This window comes from Alcaligenes sp. CHO6 (genome assembly GCF_037120595.1).
GTDB classification, from domain to species: Bacteria; Pseudomonadota; Gammaproteobacteria; order Burkholderiales; family Burkholderiaceae_B; genus Alcaligenes; species Alcaligenes ammonioxydans.
Genome location: NZ_JBANCI010000001.1, coordinates 534051 through 559566, shown reverse-complemented (window position 1 = coordinate 559566; position 25516 = coordinate 534051). Strand labels below are relative to the sequence as shown.

Sequence of the window (25516 nt, the reverse complement as noted above, 5' to 3'; positions counted from 1 at the left end):
ATTCAATTCCCGAGTATAGTTAAATGCGGCCATTTCCGGCCCAGTCAGACAAGTGATCCCACTTGCCGTCTTCCCTTCTCCGAAAAGCCTCTTATCGTATGAGCCAGTCCATTATATTGAAGCCCGTGATGCAATGGTCCGGCCCCTTGCGTCGAAAAGTAAACGCTCAGCCACAATTTGGCACCTGGCTGCAAGAGCAGGCCCAGCACCCTGTCACCCCCGCTCTCATTGCTCAATGGTATCGGACTTTACTGCCAGAGCCCGACAATGATCGCCTGGCACAAGTGCGCCAGGCCTTGCGTCAACTGCGGGAACGCGTCTTTCTGGTGCTGATGATCCGGGATATCAATGGCCTGGCTCCGCTTGAAGAAGTCATGCTGGCCATGAGCAGCCTGGCCGATCTGGCAGTGGCGCAGGCCTATGAAACCGTGGCAAGGCAACTGGCCGAGATGCATGGCACCCCAAAAAACCCGCACACTGGCCTGCCCCAGGAAATGATTATTCTGGGTATGGGCAAGCTGGGCGGGGGGGAATTAAACGTTTCCTCGGATATTGATCTGATCATGCTCTACGACGAAGACGGCGAAACCGAGGGTCGCCGCCCGCTGAGTCATCATGAGTTCTACGGCAAGGTCACCCAGCGCATGATGCCCGTGCTGTCCGATACCGATGCTTTTGGACAGGTGTTTCGCACCGACCTGCGTCTGCGACCGGATGGCGACTCCGGACCACTGGCCTGGAGTATGCAGGCGCTGGAGAATTATCTGGTCAACCAGGGACGGGAATGGGAACGCTACGCCTGGATCAAAGCACGGCCCATCAAGGCACAGGCGTTTGAAGGCAGCCGCTGTGCGGCCGATATCCATCACTTCGAGGCCTTGCGTACGCCCTTTGTTTACCGCAAGTACTTCGATTTTGATGCCTTGTCTGCCCTGCGCGGCTTGCGGGAACGCATTCGCCAGGACTGGACACGCCGGGCCCTGAATCGCAATGGCGTGGAAACCTGGCACAACATCAAGCTGGGCGATGGCGGTATTCGGGAGATCGAATTCGTGGTCCAGCTCAATCAGCTGATACGTGGTGGCCGACAGCCTTCCTTGCAAACACCCAGTCTGCACAAGGCCTTGGAAGGCCAATGCGCGGCTGGCCTGCTCGATCAGGAAGTCTGCGACCAACTGCTGGCGGCCTACACCTTCTTGCGACGGGTCGAACACCGCTTGCAGTATCGGGAGGACGAGCAGACTCATTTGCTGCCGCAGGACGATGCGTTGCGCAGCGAGCTGGCTGCCACGCTGGGGCTGAGCCTGGCCGAGTTTGATGCGCAGCTGGGCCAGCACAGAAAATTTGTCTCGCATACCTTCCGCAACGCTTTTCGCCTGGCAGGCATGGGCGAAGAAGCAAGCGCCGAGCCCGCTGCGGCCGCCCCCCCGGTCGCGGAAATCAGCGCCCAGCAAGATCAGGCCTTGCAGCAGCGCATTGAACAGTTGCGTCAGGCGCTGCTGAACAGCCACCGTCTGCGCAGCCTGCCCAATGCCAGCCTGGACCGCGTGCAGCGTCTGATTCCCTTGGCCGAGGACTACGCCTACCGCTCGGAACACCCGGAAGTGACCGCCACCCGGCTATTTAATCTGATCGAGCTGATTGCCCAGCGCAGTGCCTATCTGGCCCTGCTGGCCGAGTACCCCGACACCCTGGCCCGTGTCGCCCGGATCGTCTCTGCCAGTCCGTGGGCCGCCCAATATCTGGCGCAATACCCCCTGCTGCTCGATAGCCTGATCGAATGGCATTCACTGATGGAAATTCCCGACTTTCCCGCGCTGTCCGAGCAAATGCGTCGGGACCTGGACGCCTGCCGACTGCCCGACGGGCAGGCCGATGTGGAACAGCAAATGAACATGATGCGGGACTGGCAGCATCAGATCACCTTCCAGTTGCTGGCCCAGGATCTGGAGGGCGTGCTGACGGTTGAGGCGCTGGCTGACCAGCTCTCAGCCCTGGCCGATATGATGCTGGCGGAGACATTGGAACGCACCTGGCCCCTGACGCGCCCCCGCAGCCTGGGCCCTGAACACGACACCCCGCCACGTTTCGCGGTTATTGCCTATGGCAAGCTGGGCGGCAAGGAAATCGGCTACGCCTCGGACCTGGATCTGGTGTTTTTGTACGACGACCCCAGCCAGGACAATGTAGAGCGCTACATCAAGCTGGCGCGCCGCATGACCAGTTGGTTGTCAGCGATGACCTCCTCCGGTCGGCTCTATGATATTGACCTGCGATTGCGCCCGGATGGCGATGCTGGTTTGCTGGCCGTCAGCGTGGATGCCTTTGAACAATACCAAACCCGCAGCGCCTGGTCGTGGGAGCATCAAGCCATCACTCGCGCCCGCTTTGTCACGGGCGATACGCAGATCAAACAACGGTTTGACGAAATCCGCCGCTCCATCTTGCTGATGGAGCGCGACCGTCGTAAATTGCGCGCGGACATTCTGGATATGCGTGACAAGATCAGTGCCGGGCACCCTAATCGCAGCGAACTATTTGACCTCAAGCACGACCGTGGTGGCATGGTGGACGTGGAGTTCATCACCCAGTATCTGGTGCTGTGCTATAGCCGTGAACACCCCAGGCTGCTGGAAAATCTGGGCAATATCGCCTTGCTGGGCATAGCTGCGCAAGCTGGTCTGATTGCCGTGGACCACGCCCAGGACGTGGCCGATGCCTATCGCGCGTTGCGCCGCCGCCAGCACGCCCTGCGCCTGGAGGGAGCGGAAAAAGCGCGTGTCCCCCTCACCGAGCTGACTCGGGAGCGACAAGCGGTCACCCGACTCTGGGACGAAGTACTGGGGTACTAAGGCAACAGATTGATTTCACTAAATATTGCCAAGAATCTACAATAGGCACATCGATTTATTGTGCGGCCGACTCGGCACGCCGTTTTTCCCGGATTCAGATTCATGTCCACTCAGCTCAATCGCCCCGTTTTAACCCTGCCGGAAAAACGCGAGAAACTGCTGTTGCATTCTTGCTGTGCCCCCTGTTCAGGCGAGGTCATGGAGGCACTGCACGCCTCAGGGATCGAATACACCGTTTTCTTCTACAACCCCAATATTCACCCCGTGCGCGAGTACGAGTTGCGCAAACAGGAAAATATCCGCTTTGCCCAGCAGCACGGCATCGAGTTCATTGACGCCGACTACGACGTGGACAACTGGTTTGAACGCGTACGTGGCCTGGAACACGCGCCTGAGCGTGGCGAGCGCTGCACGGTCTGCTTTGACATGCGTTTTGAGCGCACGGCCCTGTACGCCCATGAGCATGGCTACGACGTTATTTCCAGCGTCTTGGGCATTTCGCGCTGGAAAGACATGAACCAGATCAACGATTGCGGCGAACGGGCCGCAGCCCGTTACCCGGAGATGAAGTACTGGACTTATAACTGGCGCAAAGGCGGCGGCTCGCAACGCATGCTGGAAATCAGCAAGCGCGAGAACTTCTATCAACAGGAATACTGCGGCTGTGTGTATTCGCTGCGGGACACCAACCGCCACCGTCGATCCCAGGGCCGCCCGCGCATCGAGATCGGCGTGAAGTTCTATGGCAAGGATGAACTGGACCTGACGCCTCCCCCGGCGGCTGCTCCAAAGTCCGCTTGATCGAACAAGTCCCTCCGGACACGCGCACAGTAAAGAAGTTGGCACCCAAACAGCTTCCCCGAGCTTGAACAGCGATTGTGCAAGTGTCCGTTCGTCGGTTCGGCCCCCAGAGCCGATACGAGGATGGCGACCGAACCGCTCTGTCAGGGATCCGCTCAATCTGTTCTCACCAGTGTATCTGCGAACGGGGCACCCAAGGAAAAAGCGCCTTAGTTACCTAAGGCGCTTTTCTTTTGCACTCTGGCTGGCGGTGATACAGCCTGATTCCTACCAGCACAGCCACATGCTGCTTTACTGGATGCTGCGCGTAAATGTGAACTCGCCATCCTTCCAGTCCACAGGCACCACATCTTTAGGACCAAATCGGCCTTCCAGAATCAGGCGTGCCACCGGATTTTCAATGTGCTGTTGAATAGCACGCTTCAACGGACGTGCGCCAAACACGGGGTCAAATCCGGCCTTGGCCAATTGCGCCAAGGCAGCATCACTGACTTCCAGATGCATGTCACGCTGAGCCAAACGCTGATCCAAACGCTCGAGCTGGATGCGCGCAATAGACTCAATGTGCTCTGCCTCCAGACCGTGGAACACGACCACCTCGTCAATGCGGTTCAGGAATTCAGGACGGAAATGCTGTTTCACTTCCTCCCACACCACTTCCTTGATCACATCGTACGGCTCACCCGACAAACGCTGAATATGCTGCGAACCCAGGTTCGAAGTCATGATGATCACCGTGTTGCGGAAGTCCACCGTACGGCCCTGGCCATCGGTCAAACGACCATCGTCCAGCACCTGCAAGAGCACGTTAAAGACGTCGGGGTGTGCTTTCTCTACCTCGTCCAGCAAAATCACCGAATAAGGTTTGCGACGCACGGCCTCGGTCAGGTAACCGCCCTCCTCATAGCCCACGTAGCCAGGAGGCGCACCGATCAAGCGGGCCACCGAGTGTTTCTCCATGAATTCGCTCATATCGATACGAATCATGTGATCCTCGGAGTCAAAGAGGAAGTTGGCCAATGCCTTGGTCAACTCGGTCTTACCCACACCAGTTGGCCCCAGGAACAGGAAGGAACCATATGGGCGGGACGGATCAGACAGACCCGCACGCGAGCGACGGATGGCATCCGACACCAACCGTACTGCTTCACCCTGACCGACCACACGCTTATGCAGGTAGTCTTCCATCTGCAAGAGCTTTTCACGCTCGCCCTGCATCATCTTGGACACAGGAATACCGGTTGCACGCGAAACCACTTCCGCGATTTCCTCGGCACCGACCTGCGTACGCAACAGGCGCGGCTTGTCCTGATCGGCCTTGTCCATATTGGCTTCAGCCGCTTTCAGGCGCTCTTCCAGCTCGGGCAGCTTGCCATATTGCAGCTCGGCCAATTTGTCGAACTGACCCTTGCGTTGCAGCTCGGCCATTTCGGCACGCACCTTCTCGATTTCCTCTTTAACGACTTGCGAACCCTGGACCGCTGCTTTTTCAGCTTTCCAGACCTCCTCATAGTCGTTGTACTCGCGCTGCAGCTTTTCCATCTCATCGTTGATGGCCTGCAAGCGACGTTGCGACGCCTCGTCTGTATCCTTGATAACTGCTTCGCGTTCGATCTTCAACTGAATGATGCGGCGATCCAGCTTGTCCATGACCTCGGGTTTGGAGTCGATCTCCATACGAATGCGGGCTGCCGCCTCGTCAATCAGGTCGATAGCCTTATCGGGCAGGAAGCGATCCGTAATGTAACGCTGCGACAGCTCGGCCGCCGCCACAATGGCCGGGTCAGTAATCGCCACACCGTGGTGCAGTTCGTAGCGCTCCTGCAAACCGCGCAGGATCGCAATGGTGGACTCCATATCGGGTTCGTTGACCAGCACTTTCTGGAAGCGACGCTCCAGGGCGGCGTCTTTCTCGATGTACTGGCGGTACTCGTTCAAGGTCGTGGCGCCAATGCAATGCAGCTCGCCCCGTGACAGAGCAGGCTTGAGCATATTGCCCGCGTCCATGGCGCCTTCCGCCTTGCCCGCGCCCACCATGGTGTGCAGCTCGTCAATGAAGACAATGGTTTTGCCATCATCCTTGGACAGCTCTTTCAAGACCGCTTTCAGGCGTTCCTCAAACTCACCACGATATTTGGCACCAGCCAGCAAGGCAGCCAGGTCCAGCACCAGGACACGCTTGCCCTTCAGGGTCTCGGGCACTTCATTGTTCACGATACGCTGGGCCAGACCTTCCACAATCGCCGTCTTGCCCACCCCGGGCTCACCAATCAGTACCGGATTGTTCTTGGTACGACGCTGCAGAATCTGGATGGTGCGACGAATTTCGTCGTCACGACCAATCACCGGGTCCAGCTTGCCCAGGCGGGCCCGCTCGGTCAGGTCAGTCGTATACTTTTCCAGCGCTTCCCGGTTGCTGTCCCCTTCAGCGTCATTCACATTGCTGCCACCGCGCACGGCCTCGATGGCCGCTTCAAGCGCACGGCGCTGCAGACCGGCATCGCGCAGGGCGCGACCGGTCTCGCCTTTATCATCGGCCAGGGCCAACAAGAACAGCTCGCTGGCGATATAGGTATCGCCCCGCTGCGCGGCTTCCTTGTCGGTTTTGGCCAAGGCAGCCTGCAAGGCGGAACTGAGCTGCTGCTGCCCCTCCGCCCCTTGCACCTTGGGCAAGTTGGAAATCAGACGATTGAGTTCATTTTCCAGACGGGGAATGGCCACCCCCGCACGGGCCAGCAAGCTGCCCGTGCCCGAGTCCGCATCCGCCAACAAGGCAACCAGCACGTGAGCCGGTTCGAGGTAAGGGTTATCTTCGCGAACAGCCAGGCTCTGCGCATCGGCCAGAGCCTGTTGAAACTTCGTTGTCAATTTATCGATTCGCATAGAATTTTCACTTGAGAAAATATGCGATAAGCTAAAGCAAACAGTTACTCAATACTGTTTGCCCAGATCTCGCAACAAATAACAGGATGAATTGAAGATAAGGACAAAAACCAAGTATTCAAGTGTTTGGATCGCTTTTAAACAACAACCCGGCAAAGGCAGACTGAGTGCGCCATACACGGCGTCCCTAGCGGCTTACTGCGCACCGCGAGCCTTAAGAACTAAACATATTAAGGATTAACGGGAATAACAACCAATAAAAAGCTACAATTACACTTGATTTGACTCAAAGATTTAGCGTTTCGCCATCTGACATTATTCCTTATGCAAAAACGTATCTCGGTTACTGCTGACTCCATACGCTGCTCCAGCTGTATGCTCAATGAGGTATGTCTGCCTCTTGGGATGCCTAAGCACGAAATGGAGCGGCTGGACGAACTGGTCAAGGAGCGCATCCGCATCCCGAAAGGCGGCGTGCTGTTCCGGCTGGCCGACTCGGTCGAAGGAATCTATGGGTTGCGCTCTGGCTCAATCAAGATGCAATTGGAAGATTCCACCGGCCACATCCAGATTACGGGCTTTTTGTTACCAGGGGAAATCCTGGGCATGGACAGCCTGGTTGAAAATCGCCATGTGTCCCATGCCATCGCTTTGGAAGACAGCGAAGTCTGCGTCATTCGTCTGGATGATCTGGACCGCCTCTCTGCCCAGTTGCCCATCTTGCAGCAACAATTCCGTCGCCTGATGAGCAAGGAAATCAACCGCGCCCATCAGTTGATGTTGACGCTCGCCGGACTGCGTTCCGAGCAGCGTCTGGCTGCTTTCTTGCTGAACCTGTCCCAGCGCTTGTCGCTGCTTGGCTACTCCCCCTACGAATTCATTTTGCGCATGAGCCGCGAAGAAATTGGCAATTTCCTGGGCTTGACACTGGAAACGGTCAGCCGCCTGTTCTCACGCTTTGCGCGTGAAGGCCTGCTGAAAATTTCCCAACGTGAAGTTCACCTGCTCGATCTGGCTGCCCTGCGCACGCTGGCCGGCACCGAATGCGATTAAGCCGGACGGCTCCACTGCAAAGCAGGTAAGCCGCCCCTGACAGGCTTGCGCGACCTGCACGCGTTCCCAGACAACAAGCCCAAAAAAAAAGCACATGCTGTTTAGCATGTGCTTTTTTTATGGCCAGACCAGAGCTTGGGTCAGTCCAGACTATCTGCCGGTTCAGCCAATGCCGCAGGCGAACCGGAGGACATGTACAAACTAAGCGCACAGGCCACTGCGGCAGCCAGCCAGAACAGGAAAAACGCCACCGTATAAAAGGCCAGTCGATCTACTTGCATATGTCCAAGCACAACGATGTCCAACGGGTCCACCAAAGCAAACACGATTGCACTGAGCACCCCGGCAACCAGGAATGAAGGCCACAGTATCCACATCAACGATCGGATGGTCATTCGTACCCCCTTCTTGAACGGAAACATACTTCTCTCAACCCTAGCGTAACGGTGAAACGACTACATTTAGTGCTGCTCGGGGGCAGACTCTACCTTGCTGACAACCAGACCCTGCTTGACCCCGCCATCGGTAATGCCTTGATTACTGAAATTCTGGAAGGCCAGCACAATCGTAATGACGCAGCCCACGATAGCCAGAGCCGGCCCCGCCATCAACAACCAGGGCCACGGCTCACGCCACCAGGGTCCACTGTCCTTTGATTCGTCCATGTTTTGCTCTTTATAAAATTACTGAGGAATGTAAAAACTACTGCGTTCGGTCACGTACGTCTTGCGGCCATCCTCGTGCTCGCCCACCGCCTGAATGGAAATATCATACAGGCCCGGCTTGGCACTACTAATTGGGACTTGCACCACGACAGGCAGCAGTCTATTGCCAGCAGGTGCCACCCGGATATGATCCTGGCCATTCTCGGTCAAGTGAATGCGCGCCCCTTCCAGCCCGGTAACGGATAACTGCAGCTCCATAGCCTCTTCCGAGGTATTGATCACCTGCAGACGGAACACGTTCTCAATCATGCCCCCCGGCACTTCACGGCCCAGGGCACCGCGATCACGAATGACGTCAACCCGCATCGGCGTGCGCGTGGCCAGGGTATAGACAAAGGCGCCACAGATTACGGCCAGAATCAGAATGTACGACACCACACGCGGGCGCAGCATCCGACGGCGTACCTGAGACTGGGTCATGCGCTCTTTGATGGCCCGCTCGGAGGTATAGCGGATCAGGCCCTTCTCATACCCCATCTTGTCCATCACCTGATCACAGACGTCCACACAGGCACCACAGCCAATGCACATGTACTGCAGCCCGTCCCGGATATCAATGCCGGTCGGACAGACCTGGACACAAAGGCTGCAGTCCACACAGTCGCCCATGCCGGCTTCTTTGTGGTCAATCTTGCGAGATCGTCCGCCGCGGGTTTCACCCCGCACGAAGTCGTAGGTCACCACAAAGGTATCGCTGTCCACCATGGCGCTTTGAAAGCGTGCATAGGGGCACATGTACTTGCAGACCGCCTCACGCATGAAACCCGCGTTACCCCAGGTGGCAAAGGCGTAGAACAACAGCCAGAACCACTGCCAGGGCCCCAGAGACAGATTGATCAGCTCGCCACCGAGCTCGCGGATAGGCGCAAAATAGCCGATGAAGGTAAAGCCGGTCCACAAAGCAATCACAATCCACAAAAAGTGCTTGGTTGCTTTGAGACGTAATTTTCTGGCATTCCAGGCTTGCTCATCCAAGCGGATACGTGCCAGGCGATCCCCTTCCACCTTGCGCTCGACCCACATGAAAATTTCAGTGTAGACCGTTTGCGGACAGGCGTAGCCACAGAACAGGCGGCCTGCCATGGCGGTGAAAAGAAACAGGGAAAAGGCCGATATCAGGAGCAGCACCGTCAGGTAGATCACGTCCTGAGGCCACAGAATCATGCCAAAAATGTAGAACTTGCGCTCCAGCAGGTCAAACAGCACAGCCTGACGCCCATGCCATTCCAACCAGGGCAGACCATAGAAAATGATCTGCGTGAAATACACCATCCAGATCCGCCAGCGGGCGAAAACGCCCTTGACGGATCGTGGATAGATTTTACTGCGTACATCGACCAGCGCCTTCTCGACTTGCGGAGAGGTTCCACCCGCTCCCTTGGTGTTACGTGGAGGTTGCCACTTGGGCACATTTCCCTGCGCGTTATCAGCGCCGGGTTGGGAAGAATCGCTACTCATTGCAAGTCCTGAAGGCGTCAGATCAATTTAAAACACATTAGTTGGCCTGGGCAGGCTCGGCATTATTGGACAAACCCCAGACCCAACCGGCCAACAAACGAATCTGCTCGGGAGTCAGTGTGCCCTTTTGTGCCGGCATCTGGTTGGTGCGGCCCTGCAAGACTGTCTGCACAATCGTGGCTTCGGAACTGCCATACAGCCAGTAGTCATCAGTCAGGTCAGGGGCGCCCAACAAGGTGTTGCCCTTGCCATCAGCGCCGTGACAGGCAAAACATGCACTGTCATACACGCGTTTGCCAGCGACCAGCCGCAAAGGATCTGCTGCCAGGCCAGACAAGGAGCGCACGTACTGGGCCACATCCGAGGCTTCAGCAGGAGTGAACTGGGCTTGTGGCGGCATCATGCCGGTACGGCCTTCCGTAATGGTGTGCAGAATCTGCTCGGGTTCACCGCCCCACAACCAGGCTTTGTTGGCCAGGTTGGGAAAGCTGGGGGAACCTTGGGCATCCGATCCGTGGCATTGGGCGCAGTTGTTCAGAAACAGGCGCTGGCCGATTTCCCGGGCTTCCTGATCGCGAGCGATCTCTTCGATGGGCATGTCACGGTAACGGGCATAAACCGGCTCCAAGCGAGCATTGATCTCGGCCTGTTGCTGTTTGACCTGCTGGCCCGCGGTAAAGCCCAGCGTGCCCTTGAAACTGCCCAGGCCGGGATACAGCACCAGATAACCCAGAGCAAACACACACAGAGCGATGTACATCACGGTCCACCAGCGAGGCACCGGTGTATTGAGCTCTGTCAGATCACCGTCCCAGACGTGACCGGTCTCTTCTACATCGACTGTTTTGCCCAGAAATGCACGCTGGGTAAACAGCAACCACAAACAAAATATGATGCCAAGCAAGGCAATGCCGGAAATCCAGAGGCTCCAGCCATTATTAAAAAAGTCACTCATTCGGAACCCCCAGGGTTTTTATCGTTGCTTCCCTCGTCGGGCAAGGCGAAAGGCAGAAGCGCGGCTTCTTCGTTGGCCTGGCGGCGTCCCCGAGAGAACGCCCACCAGCAAATTCCAAGGAAGGTCGCCATCGCCAAAACAGTCATGACACCGTTGATGATGGCTACCATTTAGAAGCTCCCCTGCTCCACAGCCTTGGCAGCTGCGTCGCGACTGGCCACGCCCAGGCCCTGCAGATAGGCGACAACCGCGTCTTCTTCGGTCTTGCCTACCAGCTGCTCGGGAGCGGCATCAATTTGTTCTTGCGTGTAGGGCACGCCCAAGGTGCGCAGCACCTTCATGCGGTCCTGGATATTTGCACCTTCCACCGAGTTTTTCTGCAGCCATGGGTAGGCAGGCATATTGGACTCTTTAACTACATTGCGTGGATTGCGCAGGTGGATGCGGTGCCACTCATCGCTGTAGCGCTGACCGACGCGAGCCAGATCAGGACCGGTACGTTTGGAACCCCACAGGAAGGGGTGGTCGTAGACGGACTCCCCTGCCAGCGAATAGGGACCGTAACGCTGCACTTCGGATTGCAGCATGCGGATTTGCTGCGAGTGACAGCCCACACACCCTTCACGGATGTAGATGTCACGCCCCATCAGTCGCAAAGGCTCGTAGGGCTCAATCCCTTCAGTGGGCTGCGTCGTCGAGTGTTGAAAGAACAAAGGAACGATCTGCACCAGACCCGCGAAGGAAATCACCAAAATACTCAGGATGATCAGCAGCCCGGTATTTCTCTCGATCGTGGCGTGCGAAAAGCGCTTATTAGTGTCATTAGCCATGATTTACTCCTTAGGCCAGCAAGGTGGTTGGGCCCACCAGCGCTGGGTCACGGGCATCCGGATTTTTCAGAGGCACAACAGGATTGATATTTTTCTGACCTGCACGAACGGTCAGGAACACGTTCCAGGACATCAGCAAGATACCAGCCACAAAGAAGGCGCCGCCCAAGGCCCGGATCGCGTAGAAGGGGTAGGTTGCCTTCACCACTTCCACAAAGCTGTAGGTCAAGGTGCCGTCCACCCCGGTTGCACGCCACATCAGGCCCTGCATCACGCCAGCAATCCACATGGCGGCGATATACAGCACCACGCCCAGAGTCGCCAGCCAGAAGTGCAGGTCGATCAAACGAGGACGAGCCATTTCAGTGCGACCGTACAGGCGCGGAATCAGGTAGTACAGGGAGCCGAAGGTAATCATGGCTACCCAGCCCAGCGCGCCGGAGTGCACGTGGCCCACGGTCCAGTCGGTGTAATGCGACAGCGCGTTCACCGTACGGATTGCCATCATGGAACCTTCAAACGTGGACATGCCGTAGAAGGACAAAGCCACCACCATGAATTTCAGAATCGCGTCGGTACGCAGCTTGTGCCAGGCGCCCGACAAGGTCATGATGCCGTTGATCATGCCGCCCCAGGAGGGAGCCAGCAAAATCAGGGAAAACGCCATGCCCAGGGACTGTGTCCAATCTGGCAGGGAGGTATACAGCAGGTGGTGAGGACCGGCCCACATGTAGGTAAAGCCCAGCGCCCAGAAGTGAACGATAGACAGACGGTAAGAATAAATGGGACGGTTAGCCTGTTTGGGGATGAAGTAGTACATCATGCCCAGAAAGGACGTGGTCAAGAAAAAGCCCACGGCATTATGGCCGTACCACCACTGAACCATGGCATCCTGCACACCGGCGTAAGCCGAGTAGGACTTCATGAAGCTGACGGGCAACTCCAGGTTGTTGAAAATGTGCAGAACAGCGATCGTGACGATGTAAGAACCGAAAAACCAGTTGGCCACATAAATGTGACGCACCCGGCGCTTGACGATCGTGCCAAAGAACACAATGGCATACGCCACCCAGACCAGCGTGATCAGGATGTCGATGGGCCACTCCAGTTCGGCGTACTCTTTGGAGCTGGTGTACCCCATAGGCAGGGTGATGACCGCTGCCACCAGCACGGCTTGCCAACCCCAGAAGGTAAAGGCAGCCAGCTTGTCGCAAAACAAACGGGCCTGACAGGTACGCTGTACCACATAGTAGGAAGTGGCAAACAAGCCCGTCCCACCAAAGGCGAAAATCACAGCGTTCGTATGCAATGGGCGCAGACGCCCAAAACTAAGCCACGGTGTGTCGAAATTGAGTTCTGGCCAAATCAACTGCAAGGCAATAAAAAGACCTATTGCCATGCCGATGACGCCCCAAAATACGGTCATGATGGCGAATTGCCTGACAATCCCGTAATTGAAGACTTCGGCGTTATTTCCGACTGCATCGGAAGTGCCCATTTGCTTCCCCTAAACAAACATTGTTAATACAAGCGACAACAAGATACATGATCCAGCAAGTCGGTAATCCGCTACTTGATGCTTATCAAAAAACTTCGGAAAGCACGCACTCACACGTGTTTCCGCCCCGCAGACTGTGTGTCGCCGACCATTTGCAGGACTAAAAACGGGAGGTCAGGTATCTGGTGGGCGCTCTGTCCCTGCAGGACTCGCTGTGGAGTCATCATCGAGCAAGATGGAGTCCGCCGCATTGCCGGTATCCTCAAACTGACCGGCAAAAATAGCCCACCAGAATGAAATACCAATGACAACGACCAGAAAGATGGAGATGGGGATCAGGACCAGCAAAGAGCCAAACATATCAGCCCTGCCTTGCCGCCGGGCCTGTCCACTGGGCAGGCACCATGCGGGTGCGGCTGCGGTAGATACGCCAGGAGTTGGCCGCTACGGCCAACGACGATACCAGCATGCTGACAGCCGCCAGCCAGGGAGCCACAATGCCCATGGCAGCCAGCGGTGTCATCAGTAAATGCCAGGCAATGGAACCATAGAGATTTTGACGGGCGATGCGACCGGTTTGCTGGGTCAACTGCACAACTTCAAATTCATTCTGAGCGGGTCGGGCCAGCAAACTGGCATGTGCCGAGGCGACGGCCGACGGCACGGACATGGACATGGCACAGGGACAGCTCATGACCAACATGGCGACCACCACAGGCACAACGTGCGAGGGGTCTATCCAGTACCAGACCAGACCGAATGCAGCAGCCAACACCAGTTGAATACTGACAAACCAGAATGCCAAGGTATTCGCATGCCCTGTCACTGTCTGGCGAAAACGTTCTATCAGATCGTGGGACGCGGACTGGGTCACCGACTGGCGTGCGCAAAGCTCCAGATAGCGGGCCGTCAACAAAAAGGCCACGAACATCGTGACCGAGTCGTAATACACCTCGCCTTGCTGCATCCAGGTGTTGTACACACTGGGCAGGAACGCGCCCACAATCCCCAGCGCCACGGGTACATCCATACCGACGCGACCCTCAGACAGGCTTTTGAACGCGCCTTTTAGAATCGGCCAGGAACAGTACAGCACCACCGGCATGGTCAGACACAGCCCGGCCCAGTTCATGAGCACAATGACCTGCGACAGGGATTCAATATCCTCAGCTCGGGTGCTGAAGGAACGCATGTAGCCCGGAAACGCAAACATCATCACCTGCATGGCTGCCAGCCACGACAGGCCTAGACGGGCCAATGTATGACGCCGATGTGATCGCTGCTCGTCAGTGAGCGGCTTGGGGAGAGAAAAAATCGAATATGCGCGCATGGATGGACTATAAGCCACTGATATTTCTTCATTCTTGATTTAAATCAATACGACTTTGCTTCGATCCTTTATCGTTGTCCCTATGCATCTTGTTCAGGCCGTTACCCCCCCCAACGCGGCGCTAACTGTTCAATGCTTTCAAGGCTGCTCATTGGCAGCCTTTTTTTTATGCGCGCCTGGACGCAAAGCTCACTTTTCAGGTCCCTTCATAAATCGCTTGCGCGGCCAAAGTCTACCATGTCTTGCACTAGGAAAACGCCTTGATTATCAAGACTTTCATGACAAAAGTAGCGTACTTTGAGAATACCAATCAATTCACTGACTATTGAGTCCTCAATCTTAAACGGACAATCGCTCGGCAAGCCTTTTCAGACCGGCTTCCCCGCACAGTCTCTGACAGACAATGAGTCATCCAATCCCCCACTTTCTTAAGCGCACCGCCCACAAATTTTATATTTGAAATATGTAGCTTTTAAGCAAAATGACATGGGCAAAAAAAAGCAGCCCACCGACTGGAGCGTGCGGTGGGCTGCCTGCTATCGGAAAAGGGGCTATCTACCCTTTCCCGTCCTGCTTATGCCTCGGAAGCGGCAAACTGTTCGGCTTCGGTAGAGCCGGCCAGAGCCGTAGTCGAGGACTTACCGGCTTCCACTGTCTGAGTGACAGCATCAAAGTAACCCGTCCCCACTTCACGCTGGTGCTTCACAGCGGTAAAGCCCAATGGTGCAGCCGCGAACTCTTTTTCCTGCAGTTGAACGAAAGCGCTCATCTGGTTGCGGGCGTAGCCGTGGGCCAGTTCGAACATGCCGTAGTTCAGTGCGTGGAAACCAGCCAGCGTGATGAACTGGAACTTGTAACCCATGGCACCCAGCTCGCGCTGGAATTTGGCGATCGTGGCATCGTCCAGGTTCTTTTTCCAGTTGAACGATGGCGAGCAGTTGTAGGACAGCAGCTTGCCAGGGAACTGACGGTGGATAGCTTCCGCAAAGCGACGAGCGTATTCCAGATCCGGCGTAGAAGTTTCGCACCAGACCAGGTCTGCGTAAGGAGCGTAAGCCAGACCACGGGCAATAGCTTGATCCAGACCGGCACGAGTACGGTAGAAGCCTTCCACTGTGCGTTCTTCCAGAATGAAGGGGCGATCGTATTCATCCACATCGCTGGTGATCAGGTCTGCTGCGTCCGCATCGGTACGAGCAACCAGAATGGTGGGAACGTCCAGGACGTCTGCCGCCAGACGGGCCGCGACCAGCTTGGACACCGCTTCACGCGTAGGCACCAATACCTTGCCACCCAAGTGGCCGCATTTCTTGGCTGATGCCAGTTGGTCCTCAAAGTGAACACCTGCCGCACCCGCCACAATCATGGCCTTCATCAGCTCAAAGGCATTGAGCACGCCGCCAAAACCCGCTTCAGCGTCGGCCACAATAGGAGCGAAGTAATCGATGTAACCCTCATCGCCCGGGTTCACACCCTCCATCCACTGAATCTGATCGCAACGGGCCAGAGAGTTATTGATGCGACGCACCACCGAGGGCACCGAATTCACGGGGTACAGCGATTGGTCGGGGTACATTTCACCAGCGCTGTTGGCGTCGCCCGCCACCTGCCAGCCCGACAAGTAAATCGCTTTCAAGCCGGCCTTGACCTGTTGCATGGCCTGGTTACCCGTCAGTGCACCCAATGCGTTCACAAAGGGTTCCTGATTAATGGACTGCCACAGACGCTCTGCGCCACGCCGTGCCAAAGTGTGCTCCTCAACCAGAGAGCCACGCAAACGAATCACTTCCTCAGCGGTGTAACCACGCTTGATACCTTGCCAGCGCGGGTCTTCAGCCCAGCGTTTTTGCAAATTACGGATCTCAGTTTCTCGTGCATTCATGGTGAACTCCTACGATGGATTTAACAGTGAACTAGATTGAACAGGATGACTACAGTCTACCCAAATGTTGCACCGCAACTATGTTTTCTATCTTATATAAGAGTAATTATTTTTTTGTTTTAAATCATATACATAAATAATTAATTTCGAGATATGAAATGCATTATCTGCTTATGAAATAAAAAACTGTGCACCGCGACAGTCGTTTTTTGCATACTGAGACAAGGATTTCACAATGTGGGATAATCGCCTGTATGCCTTCCGGTGAATGCGTGTTCGCTGCACCGGTTTCCTGTTTTATTTCTGCAGCACCTGCCCATGAGCAACACCTCCCCACTTAAAGATTCGCCGCTCGGACACGATGTGGTTTATCCCACACGTTACGATCCCAACGTCCTGTTTGGTATCGAGCGCTCGCTTAATCGTCAGGCCCTTGAGCTACCTGAACAATGGTATGGCGCTGATATCTGGAACGGTTACGAGGTCTCCTGGCTCAACCCCAAGGGCAAACCCGTGGTCGCCCTGGCCCGCTTTGTCATCCCCTGGAACAGCCCGCGCATTATCGAGTCCAAATCCTTCAAGCTCTATCTGAACTCATTTAATGATGAAGTCGTGCAGGACAGCGACAGTCTCGCTGGACGCATGGAGCAGGATCTGAGCGCCATAGCCGGCGCCCCTGTCCAGGTGACACTATGGCCCTTGAGCGCTCTGAGCGGTCAGACCATCGCCCAACTGGAAGGTCGGAGCATTGATGAGCTCGATATCAGCATCCAGGACTACACGCCACAAAGCGGTTTATTGGCCTGCTTGCCTGACGCCCCGCTCGTGACCGAGTCGCTGGTTTCGGATTTACTCAAATCCAACTGTCCCGTCACGGGCCAGCCGGACTGGGGCAGCGTCCAAGTGCGTTATACAGGCCCTCAAATCGACCCCGCCTCTCTTTTACGCTATATCGTTTCGCTGCGCCGCCACACGGAATTTCATGAGCATTGTGTGGAGCGTCTTTACAGCGATATCTGGCAAAGCTGCCAACCCGAACGTTTGCTGGTGTATGCCCGTTACACGCGGCGTGGGGGGCTCGACATCAATCCCTGGCGCAGCAGCCATGCAGATAGCGTGCAAGAGCCACGGCTGGCACGTCAGTAAGGTTGCAACTGGCAGGCGCACCTCCCGCTGACCTGTGCACCTTCCAGGGGGCACCCCCTGCTTTCTGACAAAAAAGAAACCCCAAAATGCGATACGCTTTTGGGGTTTGTTATCAAGCGGTCTCGAGCCAAGCGGCAAAGGATACCGTCAGGCTTTCGCTTTAGTCGATCGGGTGACGGTGGACGCCACATAGACGGCCAGGCCCGCCGCAGTCCAGTATCCGATGGCCGCCCCATACCAAGGGGCCTGCGTCAGACCCACATCCAGCATCAATCCAAAACCCACCGGCGCCAAGGACGAGCCCACGTCCATGCCCGAATACACCAGGCCGTATACAGCCCCAGTCGCCCCCTTGGGCGTAACGCGCCGTATCAGCATATCGCGCGAAGGCGAAGCAATACCCGAGCAAAACCCGGCTGCCCCCACAAAAAACAGAGCCATCGATGGCATCACCCAGCCTGCGCCCAGCACCAAAAGCAGCCCACCCGACACGCACAGGGACACAAATACAATCAGCTCAGAGCGTGGCGTGGTAGAAGCAATAAAACCGCCCACAAACATGCCTGCGGCAGACGCCAGCATAAAACCGGACAAGGCCGTACCCGCCACGACCTTATCGATACCGTAGGTGGTGTGCAGCATGGGGATGGTGTAATTCTGCACGACTGCCATGGCCGCCGTGGCAAAGGCAAAGAACAGGAACGCGCCCCATAAAGAGGAACGGGACAACAACGTAGACAGCGTGGTCCAGACCGACTCCTTGCTTGGTGGACGCGCCGGCATCGACCCGGAGGCGGTGCGTCCAGCCAGTGCATCCCGGTTTACCAGAACAAGCACCAAAACAGCCGCAATCAGAGCGGCCGCCGACAGCACGGCAACACGCCAGTTGAAGTAAATGGTCAGCGTGGTGATAAAGACCGGCGTCAAGGCCCAGCCCAGGTTACCTGTCAAACCGTGAGCACTGAAGGCATGGCCCAAACGCGCCGGGCTGACACGGTGATTGAGAATGGAGTAATCCACCGGGTGAAAAACCGCATTGCCCACCCCGCCAATCAGGGCAGCCGCCAACAGCATGCCATAGCCATTGGCCGTTCCGATCAACAAGGCGGCCGCTACAAAGCAGGACAGGCCTACTTTCAGCACCGGCAAGGCCCCGATCCGGTCAACCAGAAAACCCGAAGAGGCCTGCCCAAAACAGGACACCAGATAAAAAGCGGTGACCAAACCTCCCAACTTCAGAAAGTCATAACCGAACTCTTGCCCCAGGGAAATGTACAGCGTGGGCAAGATAAGTTGAAAAAAGTGCGAACTGGCGTGCGCGATACCGATCACGCCAATGACCTGCCAGTCCTGCGACCCGTCCGGTCCCGCCCCGGCCAGCGTCCTTGTCGATGAGTTAGTCATTTGTCTCACAGCTGCTTTTTCTTGATCTCAGGCCAGGCTTTTTGCAGGTAGTAGCACATGGACCAGACCGTCAGGACCGCTGCAACGATAATAAGAGCTTGCCCGATGATCCGTGTAGGCAGCCCCATAACAGGCGACCAGTACAACAGGCAGGGAATGGCAACCATTTGCGCGGCGGTTTTGAATTTACCCAAGCGATGAACCGCTACACTGCCGCTGGCGCCAATCTTGGCCATCCACTCCCGCAAGGCAGAAATGGTAATTTCACGACCGATAATAATCAGCGCGATAAAGGCGTCCACTCGCCCCAGATCCAGTAACACCAGCAAGGCGGCGCTGACCATCAGTTTGTCGGCAACCGGGTCCAGAAAGGCGCCAAACGAGGACGTCTGGTTCCAGCGTCGCGCCAGCCAGCCGTCGAACCAGTCGGTCGCAGCGGCAACGACAAAGACAGCCGCTGCCCACAGATCGCGCGTTTCGATGCTCAGCCAGTGTTCCGGCAAATAAAACAGGGCAACGATCAGGGGAATCAGGACGATACGAAGCCACGTCAGGGCAATGGGCAGATTTAAAGGCATAGCTTGGGTACCAACCTAATTTAAAACAACAAAGGCTCTCGCCTATCGTAAAGCATGATAAATACGTTCGGCCAGCTCCGTGGATATTCCATCAACCGCACTAAGCTCATCGATACTGGCATCGGCAACGCCACTAAAGCCCCCAAAGCGAGCCAGCAGACGCTGGCGACGCTTGGCGCCAATCCCATCAATATCCTCCAGACGCGACACGTTGCGCGTTTTGGCACGCTGAGCGCGCATGCCCGTAATCGCAAAGCGGTGGGCCTCGTCACGCACCTGGGCAACCAGCATCAAGGCAGCTGACTCCACGCCCAGGGCCACAGGCGGTCGATCATCGGCAAACACCAGGGTCTCCAGACCTACTTTACGCTTTTCTCCCTTGGCCACACCAACCAGAACATGAATATCCAGGCCCAATTCGACAAAGACCTGCCGGGCGATCTCTACCTGCCCTTTGCCACCGTCGATCAGGACAATGTCGGGCAAAGGCGCCAGACCTTCGGCAACCCGCGAGAACCGTCGGTTCAGTACTTGGCGCATGGCTGCGTAATCATCACCGGGGGTGATGCCGGCAATGTTGTAGCGACGATAAAGGGAGTTCTGCATTTCGTGGTGCTTATAAACCACACACGAGGCCTGCGTGGCCTCCCCAGCCGTATGGCTGATGTCAAAGCATTCGATGTGCAACGCATCGAGCTGGGCCTCATCCAGGTCCAGTTGCAATACTTCAGCCAGAGCCCGGGTACGATCCGCACGGGCCGTCGATTCGCTCAAGACCCGGGCAAGCGCCAGGCCGGCATTCTTCGTTGCCTGTTCCAGCCAGATCTTGCGCACGCCTTGAGGGCGCACCACAATGCGCGCCTTCACACCGGTTTGCTCCGCCAGCAAAGGCATCAGATCAGGATCAGGCAGGGCGTGCGAGCAAACCAGCACGGGTGGCATGCGACGTTCCAGGTAGTGCTGGGCGATAAAGGCCGCAAGCACCTCGCTTGGGGTGTCATCGTTGATCTGGGTAGGGAAAAAGGCACGATCTCCCAGATGACGGCCCCCGCGCACCATGGCCAGGTTCACACAGAACTTGCCCCCGGCATTGAGGACCACAATAACGTCGACATCTTCCTTGCCCACCTGCTCCATGCTTTGCTGCTGCAACACGGCTGACAAGGCTTTCATCTGGTCGCGCAAAATCGCGGCCTGCTCAAAATCCAGCGAGTCCGAGGCCTGCATCATGCGCTCTTGCAACTCACTCAGGATTTGCGTGGTGTGACCATCCAGAAAGCTGATGGCGCGCTGCACATCCCGCTGATACTGCTCAGGCGAGATCAGATTGACGCACGGCGCCGAACAGCGCCCGATCTGATGCAGCAGACAGGGGCGACTGCGATTGGCGTAGACGCTGTCCTCACAGGTGCGCAACCGAAACACCTTTTGCAGGATCTGAATGGTTTCACGCACCGCCCAGGAGTTGGGATAAGGGCCAAAGAAATGGCCCTTCCCGCTGGTACTGCCCCGGTAATAGGCAATACGAGGCGCCTGGTGCGCGCTGATCATCAGGTAGGGGTAGGACTTGTCATCCCGGAAAAGAATGTTGTAGCGTGGCCGCAGACGCTTGATGAGGTTGTTTTCCAGCAGCAAGGCCTCGGCCTCGCTGCGGGTAACAGTCACCTCGATGCGCGCGACACGCGCCACCATATGGGCAATGCGGGGACTGCTCAGCGTTTTTTGAAAGTACGAGCTGACACGACGCTTGAGATCCCGCGCCTTGCCCACATACAGTACCTCGCCCTGTTCATCGAGATGCCGGTATACGCCCGGCAAATTCGGTAAATCAGACAGATAGGATTTTAGATTGAAGTCCGCGGGCATATTGATAGTGTTCATCCGCTTGCAAGGCGTCCCAATCCAAAGCGGACGTGCTAGGCATGAGACGACGAATGCGGTTTTGCGATTCCTCGGAAATCGTGAAATCCAGGCGCGAGAGCAAGTCGTCGGCCAGATCAGGACGATTGCAGACCAGCACCATGTCGCAGCCCGCCCCCAAGGCCGCTTGAGCGCGTGCCAGGATGTCGCCCACAACGGTGGCGCCTTCCATGGTCAGGTCGTCGGAAAAAATGACGCCGTCATAGGCCAGGGCCTTGCGCAGCACACGCTGAATCCAGTATGGCGAGAAGCCGGCTGGCAGCGGGTCTACTTTGGAATAGATCACGTGTGCAGGCATTACGGAGGGCAACTGCAAGGTGCCAAGCCAACCGTAAGGGGCAGCATCCTCGTCCAGAATCTCTTCCAGTGTACGGTCGTCCACGGGAATCTCGTGGTGCGAATCCGCCTCTACGCCGCCATGACCGGGAAAGTGCTTGCCGCAGGCAGCCATACCGGCCTTGTTCAAACCACGGATCAAGCCAGCGGCCAACATGGACACTGCCCGCGGATTGCGATGGAAAGACCGATCGCCAATAACCTTGCTGACTCCCCAGTCCAGATCCAGCACCGGCGTAAAGCTCATATCCACACCACAGGCGCGCAGCTCGGCAGCCAGCACATAGCCCGTATCGGCAGCAACTGCCGCCGCCTTGACGGCATCACGCGTCCAGAGCTGGCCCAACTGGCTCATGGCGGGCAGCGTGGTAAAGCCATCCTCGCGGAAACGCTGCACCCGCCCCCCCTCGTGATCCACCGCAATCAGCAAGGGCTCGTTACGCGCCTCGTGAATCGACTGGCACAGGGCGGTCAGTTGCGCACGGTTTTCAAAGTTGCGGCTAAACAGAATCACGCCACCGACCAGCGGATGGCGCAGGCGCTCGCGCTCGTGGTCCGTCAGAACCGTGCCCTGCACATCGACCATGACCGGGCCCGGTGGCAGTACTGCTTGTGGGGAAGAACTCATTTAGTATCAGACTCAGCTAAGGATAAGGAAGAAATGGCCGGCGCTTTGACTTCCAGCACCACAAAGGCCATGGCCATATCGGATTCATCAGTCAGGGAAATATGAACCGCCCCGAAACGGGCGTCAAACCAGCTTTGCAGGTCCGCAGACAAGCGCACCATCGGACGCCCACCGGGCGCATTCAGGGTTTGCATGCGCGACCACGCCATGGGCATGCGCATGCCCAACCCGACCGCTTTGGAAAAAGCTTCTTTAGCCGCAAAGCGGGTTGCCAGATAGCGCAGTCCCCTTACCGGGTCGCGCGCCTGACGGCGGGCATAGACCTGCTGCTCCTGCTCGCCCAGGATGCGTTTTACAAAACGATCGCCGTGACGAGCCAGGGCGCGCTCGATCCGTTCCACACGAATCAGGTCGGTGCCAATGCCGGCAATCAAACCTGGCTGTATTGGGGGCATGATGTGATCAGAAAAAAAATACGAAAACGGCGTGAGCCGCCTACTAGCTTGCAATGATACCGTGAGAGCGCCGAATACAAAAACGGCCCTGCCAGAGCAGAGCCGTTGTGGAGTCCGGACGCAATCGTGCCTAAAACGCGCGCTTGTCGATCACGCGCTTGGCTTTACCCGTTACCGTACGCTCGACCATACCCGAGGACTGCACGCGAATACGTGCACTCACACCAATAAAGGTCTTGATGGAGTGGCTCAGGCGGCGGGCCATTTGCTCACGCTCGGCATCATTTAAGTGATTGAACTCCGGGCGAACCTCCACCAGAATTTCCAGCTCGTCCATATTGCCATTACGACTCAAGACCAGTTGGTACTGGGCAGCCAGCTCGGGCATCTTCAGAACCAGCTCCTCGACCTGCGTCGGGAACAGGTTCACACCACGCACAATCACCATATCGTCGCTGCGGCCCGTGATCTTGCCGATCCGGCGCATGCTGCGCGAGGTAGGTGGCAGCAACTGGGTCAGGTCACGAGTACGGTAGCGAATGACCGGCATGGCTTCCTTGCTCAGCGAGGTAAAGACCAGTTCTCCGCTCTCACCCTCGGCCACGGGCTCGCCGGTTTCAGGGTTGATGATTTCCGGGTAGAAATGGTCTTCCCAGACCACTGGACCGTCCTTGCTTTCCACACATTCCATGGCCACGCCAGGCCCCATTACCTCGGACAGACCATAAATATCCACAGCATCGATACCGGCACGCTGCTCAATATCCAGACGCATCTGCCCTGTCCAGGGTTCAGCGCCAAAAATACCGATGCGCAAGGAAGTATCGCGTGGGTCCATGCCCTGACGCTCGATCTCTTCCACGATATTGCAGAAGTAGGAAGGCGTGACCAGAATCACGTCGGGACGGAAGTCCTGAATCAGTTGAACCTGCTTTTCAGTCTGACCACCGGACATGGGAACCACCGTGCATCCCAGACGCTCAGCACCGTAGTGGGCACCCAGGCCGCCTGTGAACAGACCATAGCCGTAGGCCACATGGGCAATGTCGCCAGGACGGGCGCCAGCTGCCCACATGGAACGGGCAAACAGGTCTGCCCAGGTGGAGATGTCCTTGGCCGTGTAGCCAACCACGGTGGGCTTGCCCGTTGTGCCACTGGACGCGTGCACGCGTGCTACCTGTTCGCGAGGAACCGCAAACATTTTGAAGGGGTAGTTGTCACGCAGATCCTGCTTGGTCGTGAAGGGAAACTTGGAAATATCCGACAACTGCTTCAAATCGTCGGGGTGCACGCCCGCTTCATCAAATTTCTGCCGATAGTGCGGCACATTCTCGTAAGCATGCCGCAACGTCCACTTCAGACGTTCCAGCTGCAAGTTGCGGATCTCGTCAACACTTGCATGCTCGATGGCATCGCGGCCAACCTGTTCTTTAATTGCTGTCATGGTGTACTCCTGCCCTGCCGCTGGTGTGGTACGTCCGACCCCCCCGGGTCCACAGGGTATGTATCGTCAAAGATTATTTTTTTTCAATTCCGCCCAATACCGTGCCATTGAGCCGGTACGAGCGTCCACGGAACAAGGCAATGCGCTTGTTGTTCTGGTTGACCACCTCGATGTCATACACACCGGTGCGGCCTGCCAGGGAAGCCTCAACCGCACGAGCAGTCAGGACATCCCCTTCAAAGGCAGGCGCCAGGTAATCGATGGTGCAACCCGACGCAACGGTCGGTGCATTGCGGGAATTGCAGGCAAACGCAAAGGTGCTGTCGGCCAACGCAAAAATGAAACCACCGTGACAGGTCTTGTGGCCGTTGAGCATGTCGGCACGTACCGTCATGCTCATGTCCGCCCTGCCCGGTGCGACGCTATCCAGGCTCAGGCCCAAAGCCTGAGATGCCTGGTCATTGCCAAACATATGGTCACTGACCTGCTGAGCCAGTGCCTGGGGGTCTTCAACAGCCATTGCGTTGCTTTGCATTACTTTCCTTTAAATTGGGGGGCACGTTTGCCCAGGAATGCATTAACACCCTCACGATAATCTTCGGAGGCACCCAGTTCACGCATCAAATCGCGTTCCAGATCCAACTGTTGATCAAGCGAATGGGCATCACTGGCATAAATCGCTTTCTTGGCGTAAGCCAGACCTTTGGTCGGCGCCTGGGCAAAATGAGCGGCCAGCTCGTTCAGACGAGCCTGGAAAGCCTCATCGTCCACGCATTCCCAGATCAGCCCCCACTGTGCAGCCTGTTCGGCCGAGAGCTTGTCGCCCAGCAAAGACAGACCCATGGCGCGGGCGGTGCCCACCAGACGCGGCAAGAAGAATGTACCGCCGGTGTCCGGCAACAAGCCAAGACGGCAGAAAGGCTGGATGAAGCTGGCCGAACGGGCGGCAATCACAATATCGCCCGCCAGAGCCAGGTTCGCTCCAGCACCCGCAGCCACGCCGTTGACCCCCACTACCACCGGCGCAGCCAATGCGCGCAGACGACGCACCAGCGGTGCGTAGAATTTCTCAATGGTTGCACCCAGATCGACGGGGGCATCGCCAGCGCTCATCTGACGCTCGGACAGGTCCTGGCCGGCGCAAAAGCCGCGTCCATTACCGGTCAGAATCAGCACACGCAAATCGGCGCACTGTTCCACCTTGTCCAGAGCCTGAGCCAGCTCACCGTGCATGTCGGCCGTGAAGCTGTTGAGCTTGTCGGGACGATTCAAGGTAATGCGTGCTACGCCGTTTTCCAGTTGAAATTGAATACTTTGGTCAGTCACCTGGCCATCCTC

At 56.8% G+C, this 25516-nt stretch carries 23 protein-coding genes; 4 read left to right on the top strand and 19 right to left on the bottom strand.

Annotated elements, in window-relative coordinates; genetic code table 11:
- Window positions 1–98: 98 nt before the first annotated feature.
- On the top strand, window positions 99–2852 hold the full coding sequence (glnE, locus tag V6936_RS02580) for a bifunctional [glutamate--ammonia ligase]-adenylyl-L-tyrosine phosphorylase/[glutamate--ammonia-ligase] adenylyltransferase (protein ID WP_003799245.1): 2754 nt from the start codon (window positions 99–101) through the stop codon (window positions 2850–2852).
- A 102-nt stretch (window positions 2853–2954) separates the two neighbouring features.
- Window positions 2955–3653 carry an epoxyqueuosine reductase QueH gene (locus V6936_RS02575; protein WP_003799242.1) on the top strand — a complete coding sequence of 233 codons (699 nt, stop codon included), beginning with the start codon at window positions 2955–2957 and terminating at the stop codon, window positions 3651–3653.
- Window positions 3654–3944: 291 nt separating this feature from the next.
- Here V6936_RS02575 and clpB read toward each other — a convergent pair whose 3' ends face one another.
- Window positions 3945–6536, bottom strand: coding sequence for an ATP-dependent chaperone ClpB (clpB, locus tag V6936_RS02570; RefSeq protein ID WP_003799240.1), 2592 nt, complete (start codon window positions 6534–6536; stop codon window positions 3945–3947).
- A gap of 324 nt (window positions 6537–6860) precedes the next feature.
- Here clpB and V6936_RS02565 point away from each other — a divergent pair, with 324 nt between their 5' ends.
- Window positions 6861–7589: a helix-turn-helix domain-containing protein gene (locus tag V6936_RS02565; protein WP_003799238.1), complete on the top strand. Its 729-nt coding sequence runs from the start codon at window positions 6861–6863 to the stop codon at window positions 7587–7589.
- Window positions 7590–7729: 140 nt separating this feature from the next.
- Here V6936_RS02565 and V6936_RS02560 read toward each other — a convergent pair whose 3' ends face one another.
- The 10 genes from V6936_RS02560 to aceA all read right to left on the bottom strand — a co-directional run bounded on the left by V6936_RS02560 (window position 7730) and on the right by aceA (window position 16267).
- Window positions 7730–7984, bottom strand: a complete 255-nt coding sequence (locus V6936_RS02560) for a hypothetical protein (protein WP_003799236.1) — start codon at window positions 7982–7984, stop codon at window positions 7730–7732.
- Between the two features lie 66 nt (window positions 7985–8050).
- On the bottom strand, window positions 8051–8254 hold the full coding sequence (locus tag V6936_RS02555; protein ID WP_003799234.1) for a FixH family protein: 204 nt from the start codon (window positions 8252–8254) through the stop codon (window positions 8051–8053).
- An 18-nt stretch (window positions 8255–8272) separates the two neighbouring features.
- A complete protein-coding gene (gene ccoG, locus V6936_RS02550) occupies window positions 8273–9772 on the bottom strand; it encodes a cytochrome c oxidase accessory protein CcoG (protein ID WP_003799232.1) in 1500 nt (499 codons plus the stop codon).
- 37 nt (window positions 9773–9809) lie between these two features.
- Window positions 9810–10727 carry a cytochrome-c oxidase, cbb3-type subunit III gene (gene ccoP / locus V6936_RS02545; protein ID WP_336579332.1) on the bottom strand — a complete coding sequence of 306 codons (918 nt, stop codon included), beginning with the start codon at window positions 10725–10727 and terminating at the stop codon, window positions 9810–9812.
- Complete coding sequence (locus V6936_RS02540) at window positions 10724–10897, bottom strand: CcoQ/FixQ family Cbb3-type cytochrome c oxidase assembly chaperone (RefSeq protein WP_003799228.1); 174 nt, start codon at window positions 10895–10897, stop codon at window positions 10724–10726. The genes ccoP and V6936_RS02540 overlap by 4 nt, the downstream gene beginning before the upstream one ends.
- Window positions 10898–11557 carry a cytochrome-c oxidase, cbb3-type subunit II gene (gene ccoO, locus V6936_RS02535; RefSeq protein WP_003799225.1) on the bottom strand — a complete coding sequence of 220 codons (660 nt, stop codon included), beginning with the start codon at window positions 11555–11557 and terminating at the stop codon, window positions 10898–10900.
- Window positions 11558–11567: 10 nt separating this feature from the next.
- Window positions 11568–13055 (bottom strand): cytochrome-c oxidase, cbb3-type subunit I, encoded by a 1488-nt coding sequence (gene ccoN, locus V6936_RS02530; RefSeq protein WP_003799224.1) that lies wholly within the window; start codon window positions 13053–13055, stop codon window positions 11568–11570.
- 174 nt (window positions 13056–13229) lie between these two features.
- Entirely contained in the window at window positions 13230–13415 is a 186-nt protein-coding gene (gene ccoS, locus V6936_RS02525; RefSeq protein ID WP_003799221.1) for a cbb3-type cytochrome oxidase assembly protein CcoS, read from the bottom strand.
- A gap of 1 nt (window position 13416) precedes the next feature.
- On the bottom strand, window positions 13417–14385 hold the full coding sequence (locus V6936_RS02520) for a hypothetical protein (RefSeq protein WP_051010383.1): 969 nt from the start codon (window positions 14383–14385) through the stop codon (window positions 13417–13419).
- A gap of 574 nt (window positions 14386–14959) precedes the next feature.
- On the bottom strand, window positions 14960–16267 hold the full coding sequence (aceA, locus tag V6936_RS02515) for an isocitrate lyase (RefSeq protein WP_003799217.1): 1308 nt from the start codon (window positions 16265–16267) through the stop codon (window positions 14960–14962).
- A 318-nt stretch (window positions 16268–16585) separates the two neighbouring features.
- On the opposite strand from aceA, the gene queF reads away from it, so the two are divergent.
- The gene (queF, locus tag V6936_RS02510) at window positions 16586–17413 is read left to right on the top strand and encodes an NADPH-dependent 7-cyano-7-deazaguanine reductase QueF (protein WP_003799215.1); all 828 of its coding nucleotides are present in this window, start codon (window positions 16586–16588) and stop codon (window positions 17411–17413) included.
- A gap of 147 nt (window positions 17414–17560) precedes the next feature.
- Here queF and V6936_RS02505 read toward each other — a convergent pair whose 3' ends face one another.
- From V6936_RS02505 to paaG, 8 genes are all read right to left on the bottom strand, one after another.
- Window positions 17561–18817 (bottom strand): MFS transporter, encoded by a 1257-nt coding sequence (locus V6936_RS02505; protein ID WP_131070680.1) that lies wholly within the window; start codon window positions 18815–18817, stop codon window positions 17561–17563.
- A 5-nt stretch (window positions 18818–18822) separates the two neighbouring features.
- Window positions 18823–19395 carry a CDP-diacylglycerol--glycerol-3-phosphate 3-phosphatidyltransferase gene (gene pgsA, locus V6936_RS02500; protein WP_003799212.1) on the bottom strand — a complete coding sequence of 191 codons (573 nt, stop codon included), beginning with the start codon at window positions 19393–19395 and terminating at the stop codon, window positions 18823–18825.
- Window positions 19396–19437: 42 nt separating this feature from the next.
- Window positions 19438–21261: an excinuclease ABC subunit UvrC gene (gene uvrC, locus V6936_RS02495; RefSeq protein WP_003799209.1), complete on the bottom strand. Its 1824-nt coding sequence runs from the start codon at window positions 21259–21261 to the stop codon at window positions 19438–19440.
- Window positions 21224–22279 (bottom strand): beta-N-acetylhexosaminidase, encoded by a 1056-nt coding sequence (gene nagZ / locus V6936_RS02490; RefSeq protein WP_336579331.1) that lies wholly within the window; start codon window positions 22277–22279, stop codon window positions 21224–21226. Before nagZ ends, uvrC begins: the two co-directional genes overlap by 38 nt.
- Entirely contained in the window at window positions 22276–22734 is a 459-nt protein-coding gene (gene acpS / locus V6936_RS02485; RefSeq protein WP_240208571.1) for a holo-ACP synthase, read from the bottom strand. The genes nagZ and acpS overlap by 4 nt, the downstream gene beginning before the upstream one ends.
- Window positions 22735–22864: 130 nt before the next feature.
- Complete coding sequence (paaK, locus tag V6936_RS02480) at window positions 22865–24178, bottom strand: phenylacetate--CoA ligase PaaK (RefSeq protein ID WP_003799203.1); 1314 nt, start codon at window positions 24176–24178, stop codon at window positions 22865–22867.
- 73 nt (window positions 24179–24251) lie between these two features.
- Window positions 24252–24713, bottom strand: a complete 462-nt coding sequence (gene paaI / locus V6936_RS02475) for a hydroxyphenylacetyl-CoA thioesterase PaaI (RefSeq protein ID WP_003799201.1) — start codon at window positions 24711–24713, stop codon at window positions 24252–24254.
- Window positions 24713–25504 carry a 2-(1,2-epoxy-1,2-dihydrophenyl)acetyl-CoA isomerase PaaG gene (gene paaG / locus V6936_RS02470; RefSeq protein ID WP_003799200.1) on the bottom strand — a complete coding sequence of 264 codons (792 nt, stop codon included), beginning with the start codon at window positions 25502–25504 and terminating at the stop codon, window positions 24713–24715. The genes paaI and paaG overlap by 1 nt, the downstream gene beginning before the upstream one ends.
- Window positions 25505–25516: the final 12 nt, after the last annotated feature.

Coding starts and splice junctions, on each gene's coding strand:
- glnE (WP_003799245.1), top strand. CDS start 99: ATGAGCCAGTCCATTATATTGAAGCCCGTGATGCAATGGTCCGGCCCC.
- V6936_RS02575 (WP_003799242.1), top strand. CDS start 2,955: ATGTCCACTCAGCTCAATCGCCCCGTTTTAACCCTGCCGGAAAAACGC.
- clpB (WP_003799240.1), bottom strand. CDS start 6,536: ATGCGAATCGATAAATTGACAACGAAGTTTCAACAGGCTCTGGCCGAT.
- V6936_RS02565 (WP_003799238.1), top strand. CDS start 6,861: ATGCAAAAACGTATCTCGGTTACTGCTGACTCCATACGCTGCTCCAGC.
- V6936_RS02560 (WP_003799236.1), bottom strand. CDS start 7,984: ATGACCATCCGATCGTTGATGTGGATACTGTGGCCTTCATTCCTGGTT.
- V6936_RS02555 (WP_003799234.1), bottom strand. CDS start 8,254: ATGGACGAATCAAAGGACAGTGGACCCTGGTGGCGTGAGCCGTGGCCC.
- ccoG (WP_003799232.1), bottom strand. CDS start 9,772: ATGAGTAGCGATTCTTCCCAACCCGGCGCTGATAACGCGCAGGGAAAT.
- ccoP (WP_336579332.1), bottom strand. CDS start 10,727: ATGAGTGACTTTTTTAATAATGGCTGGAGCCTCTGGATTTCCGGCATT.
- V6936_RS02540 (WP_003799228.1), bottom strand. CDS start 10,897: ATGGTAGCCATCATCAACGGTGTCATGACTGTTTTGGCGATGGCGACC.
- ccoO (WP_003799225.1), bottom strand. CDS start 11,557: ATGGCTAATGACACTAATAAGCGCTTTTCGCACGCCACGATCGAGAGA.
- ccoN (WP_003799224.1), bottom strand. CDS start 13,055: ATGGGCACTTCCGATGCAGTCGGAAATAACGCCGAAGTCTTCAATTAC.
- ccoS (WP_003799221.1), bottom strand. CDS start 13,415: ATGTTTGGCTCTTTGCTGGTCCTGATCCCCATCTCCATCTTTCTGGTC.
- V6936_RS02520 (WP_051010383.1), bottom strand. CDS start 14,385: ATGCGCGCATATTCGATTTTTTCTCTCCCCAAGCCGCTCACTGACGAG.
- aceA (WP_003799217.1), bottom strand. CDS start 16,267: ATGAATGCACGAGAAACTGAGATCCGTAATTTGCAAAAACGCTGGGCT.
- queF (WP_003799215.1), top strand. CDS start 16,586: ATGAGCAACACCTCCCCACTTAAAGATTCGCCGCTCGGACACGATGTG.
- V6936_RS02505 (WP_131070680.1), bottom strand. CDS start 18,817: ATGACTAACTCATCGACAAGGACGCTGGCCGGGGCGGGACCGGACGGG.
- pgsA (WP_003799212.1), bottom strand. CDS start 19,395: ATGCCTTTAAATCTGCCCATTGCCCTGACGTGGCTTCGTATCGTCCTG.
- uvrC (WP_003799209.1), bottom strand. CDS start 21,261: ATGCCCGCGGACTTCAATCTAAAATCCTATCTGTCTGATTTACCGAAT.
- nagZ (WP_336579331.1), bottom strand. CDS start 22,279: ATGAGTTCTTCCCCACAAGCAGTACTGCCACCGGGCCCGGTCATGGTC.
- acpS (WP_240208571.1), bottom strand. CDS start 22,734: ATGCCCCCAATACAGCCAGGTTTGATTGCCGGCATTGGCACCGACCTG.
- paaK (WP_003799203.1), bottom strand. CDS start 24,178: ATGACAGCAATTAAAGAACAGGTTGGCCGCGATGCCATCGAGCATGCA.
- paaI (WP_003799201.1), bottom strand. CDS start 24,713: ATGCAAAGCAACGCAATGGCTGTTGAAGACCCCCAGGCACTGGCTCAG.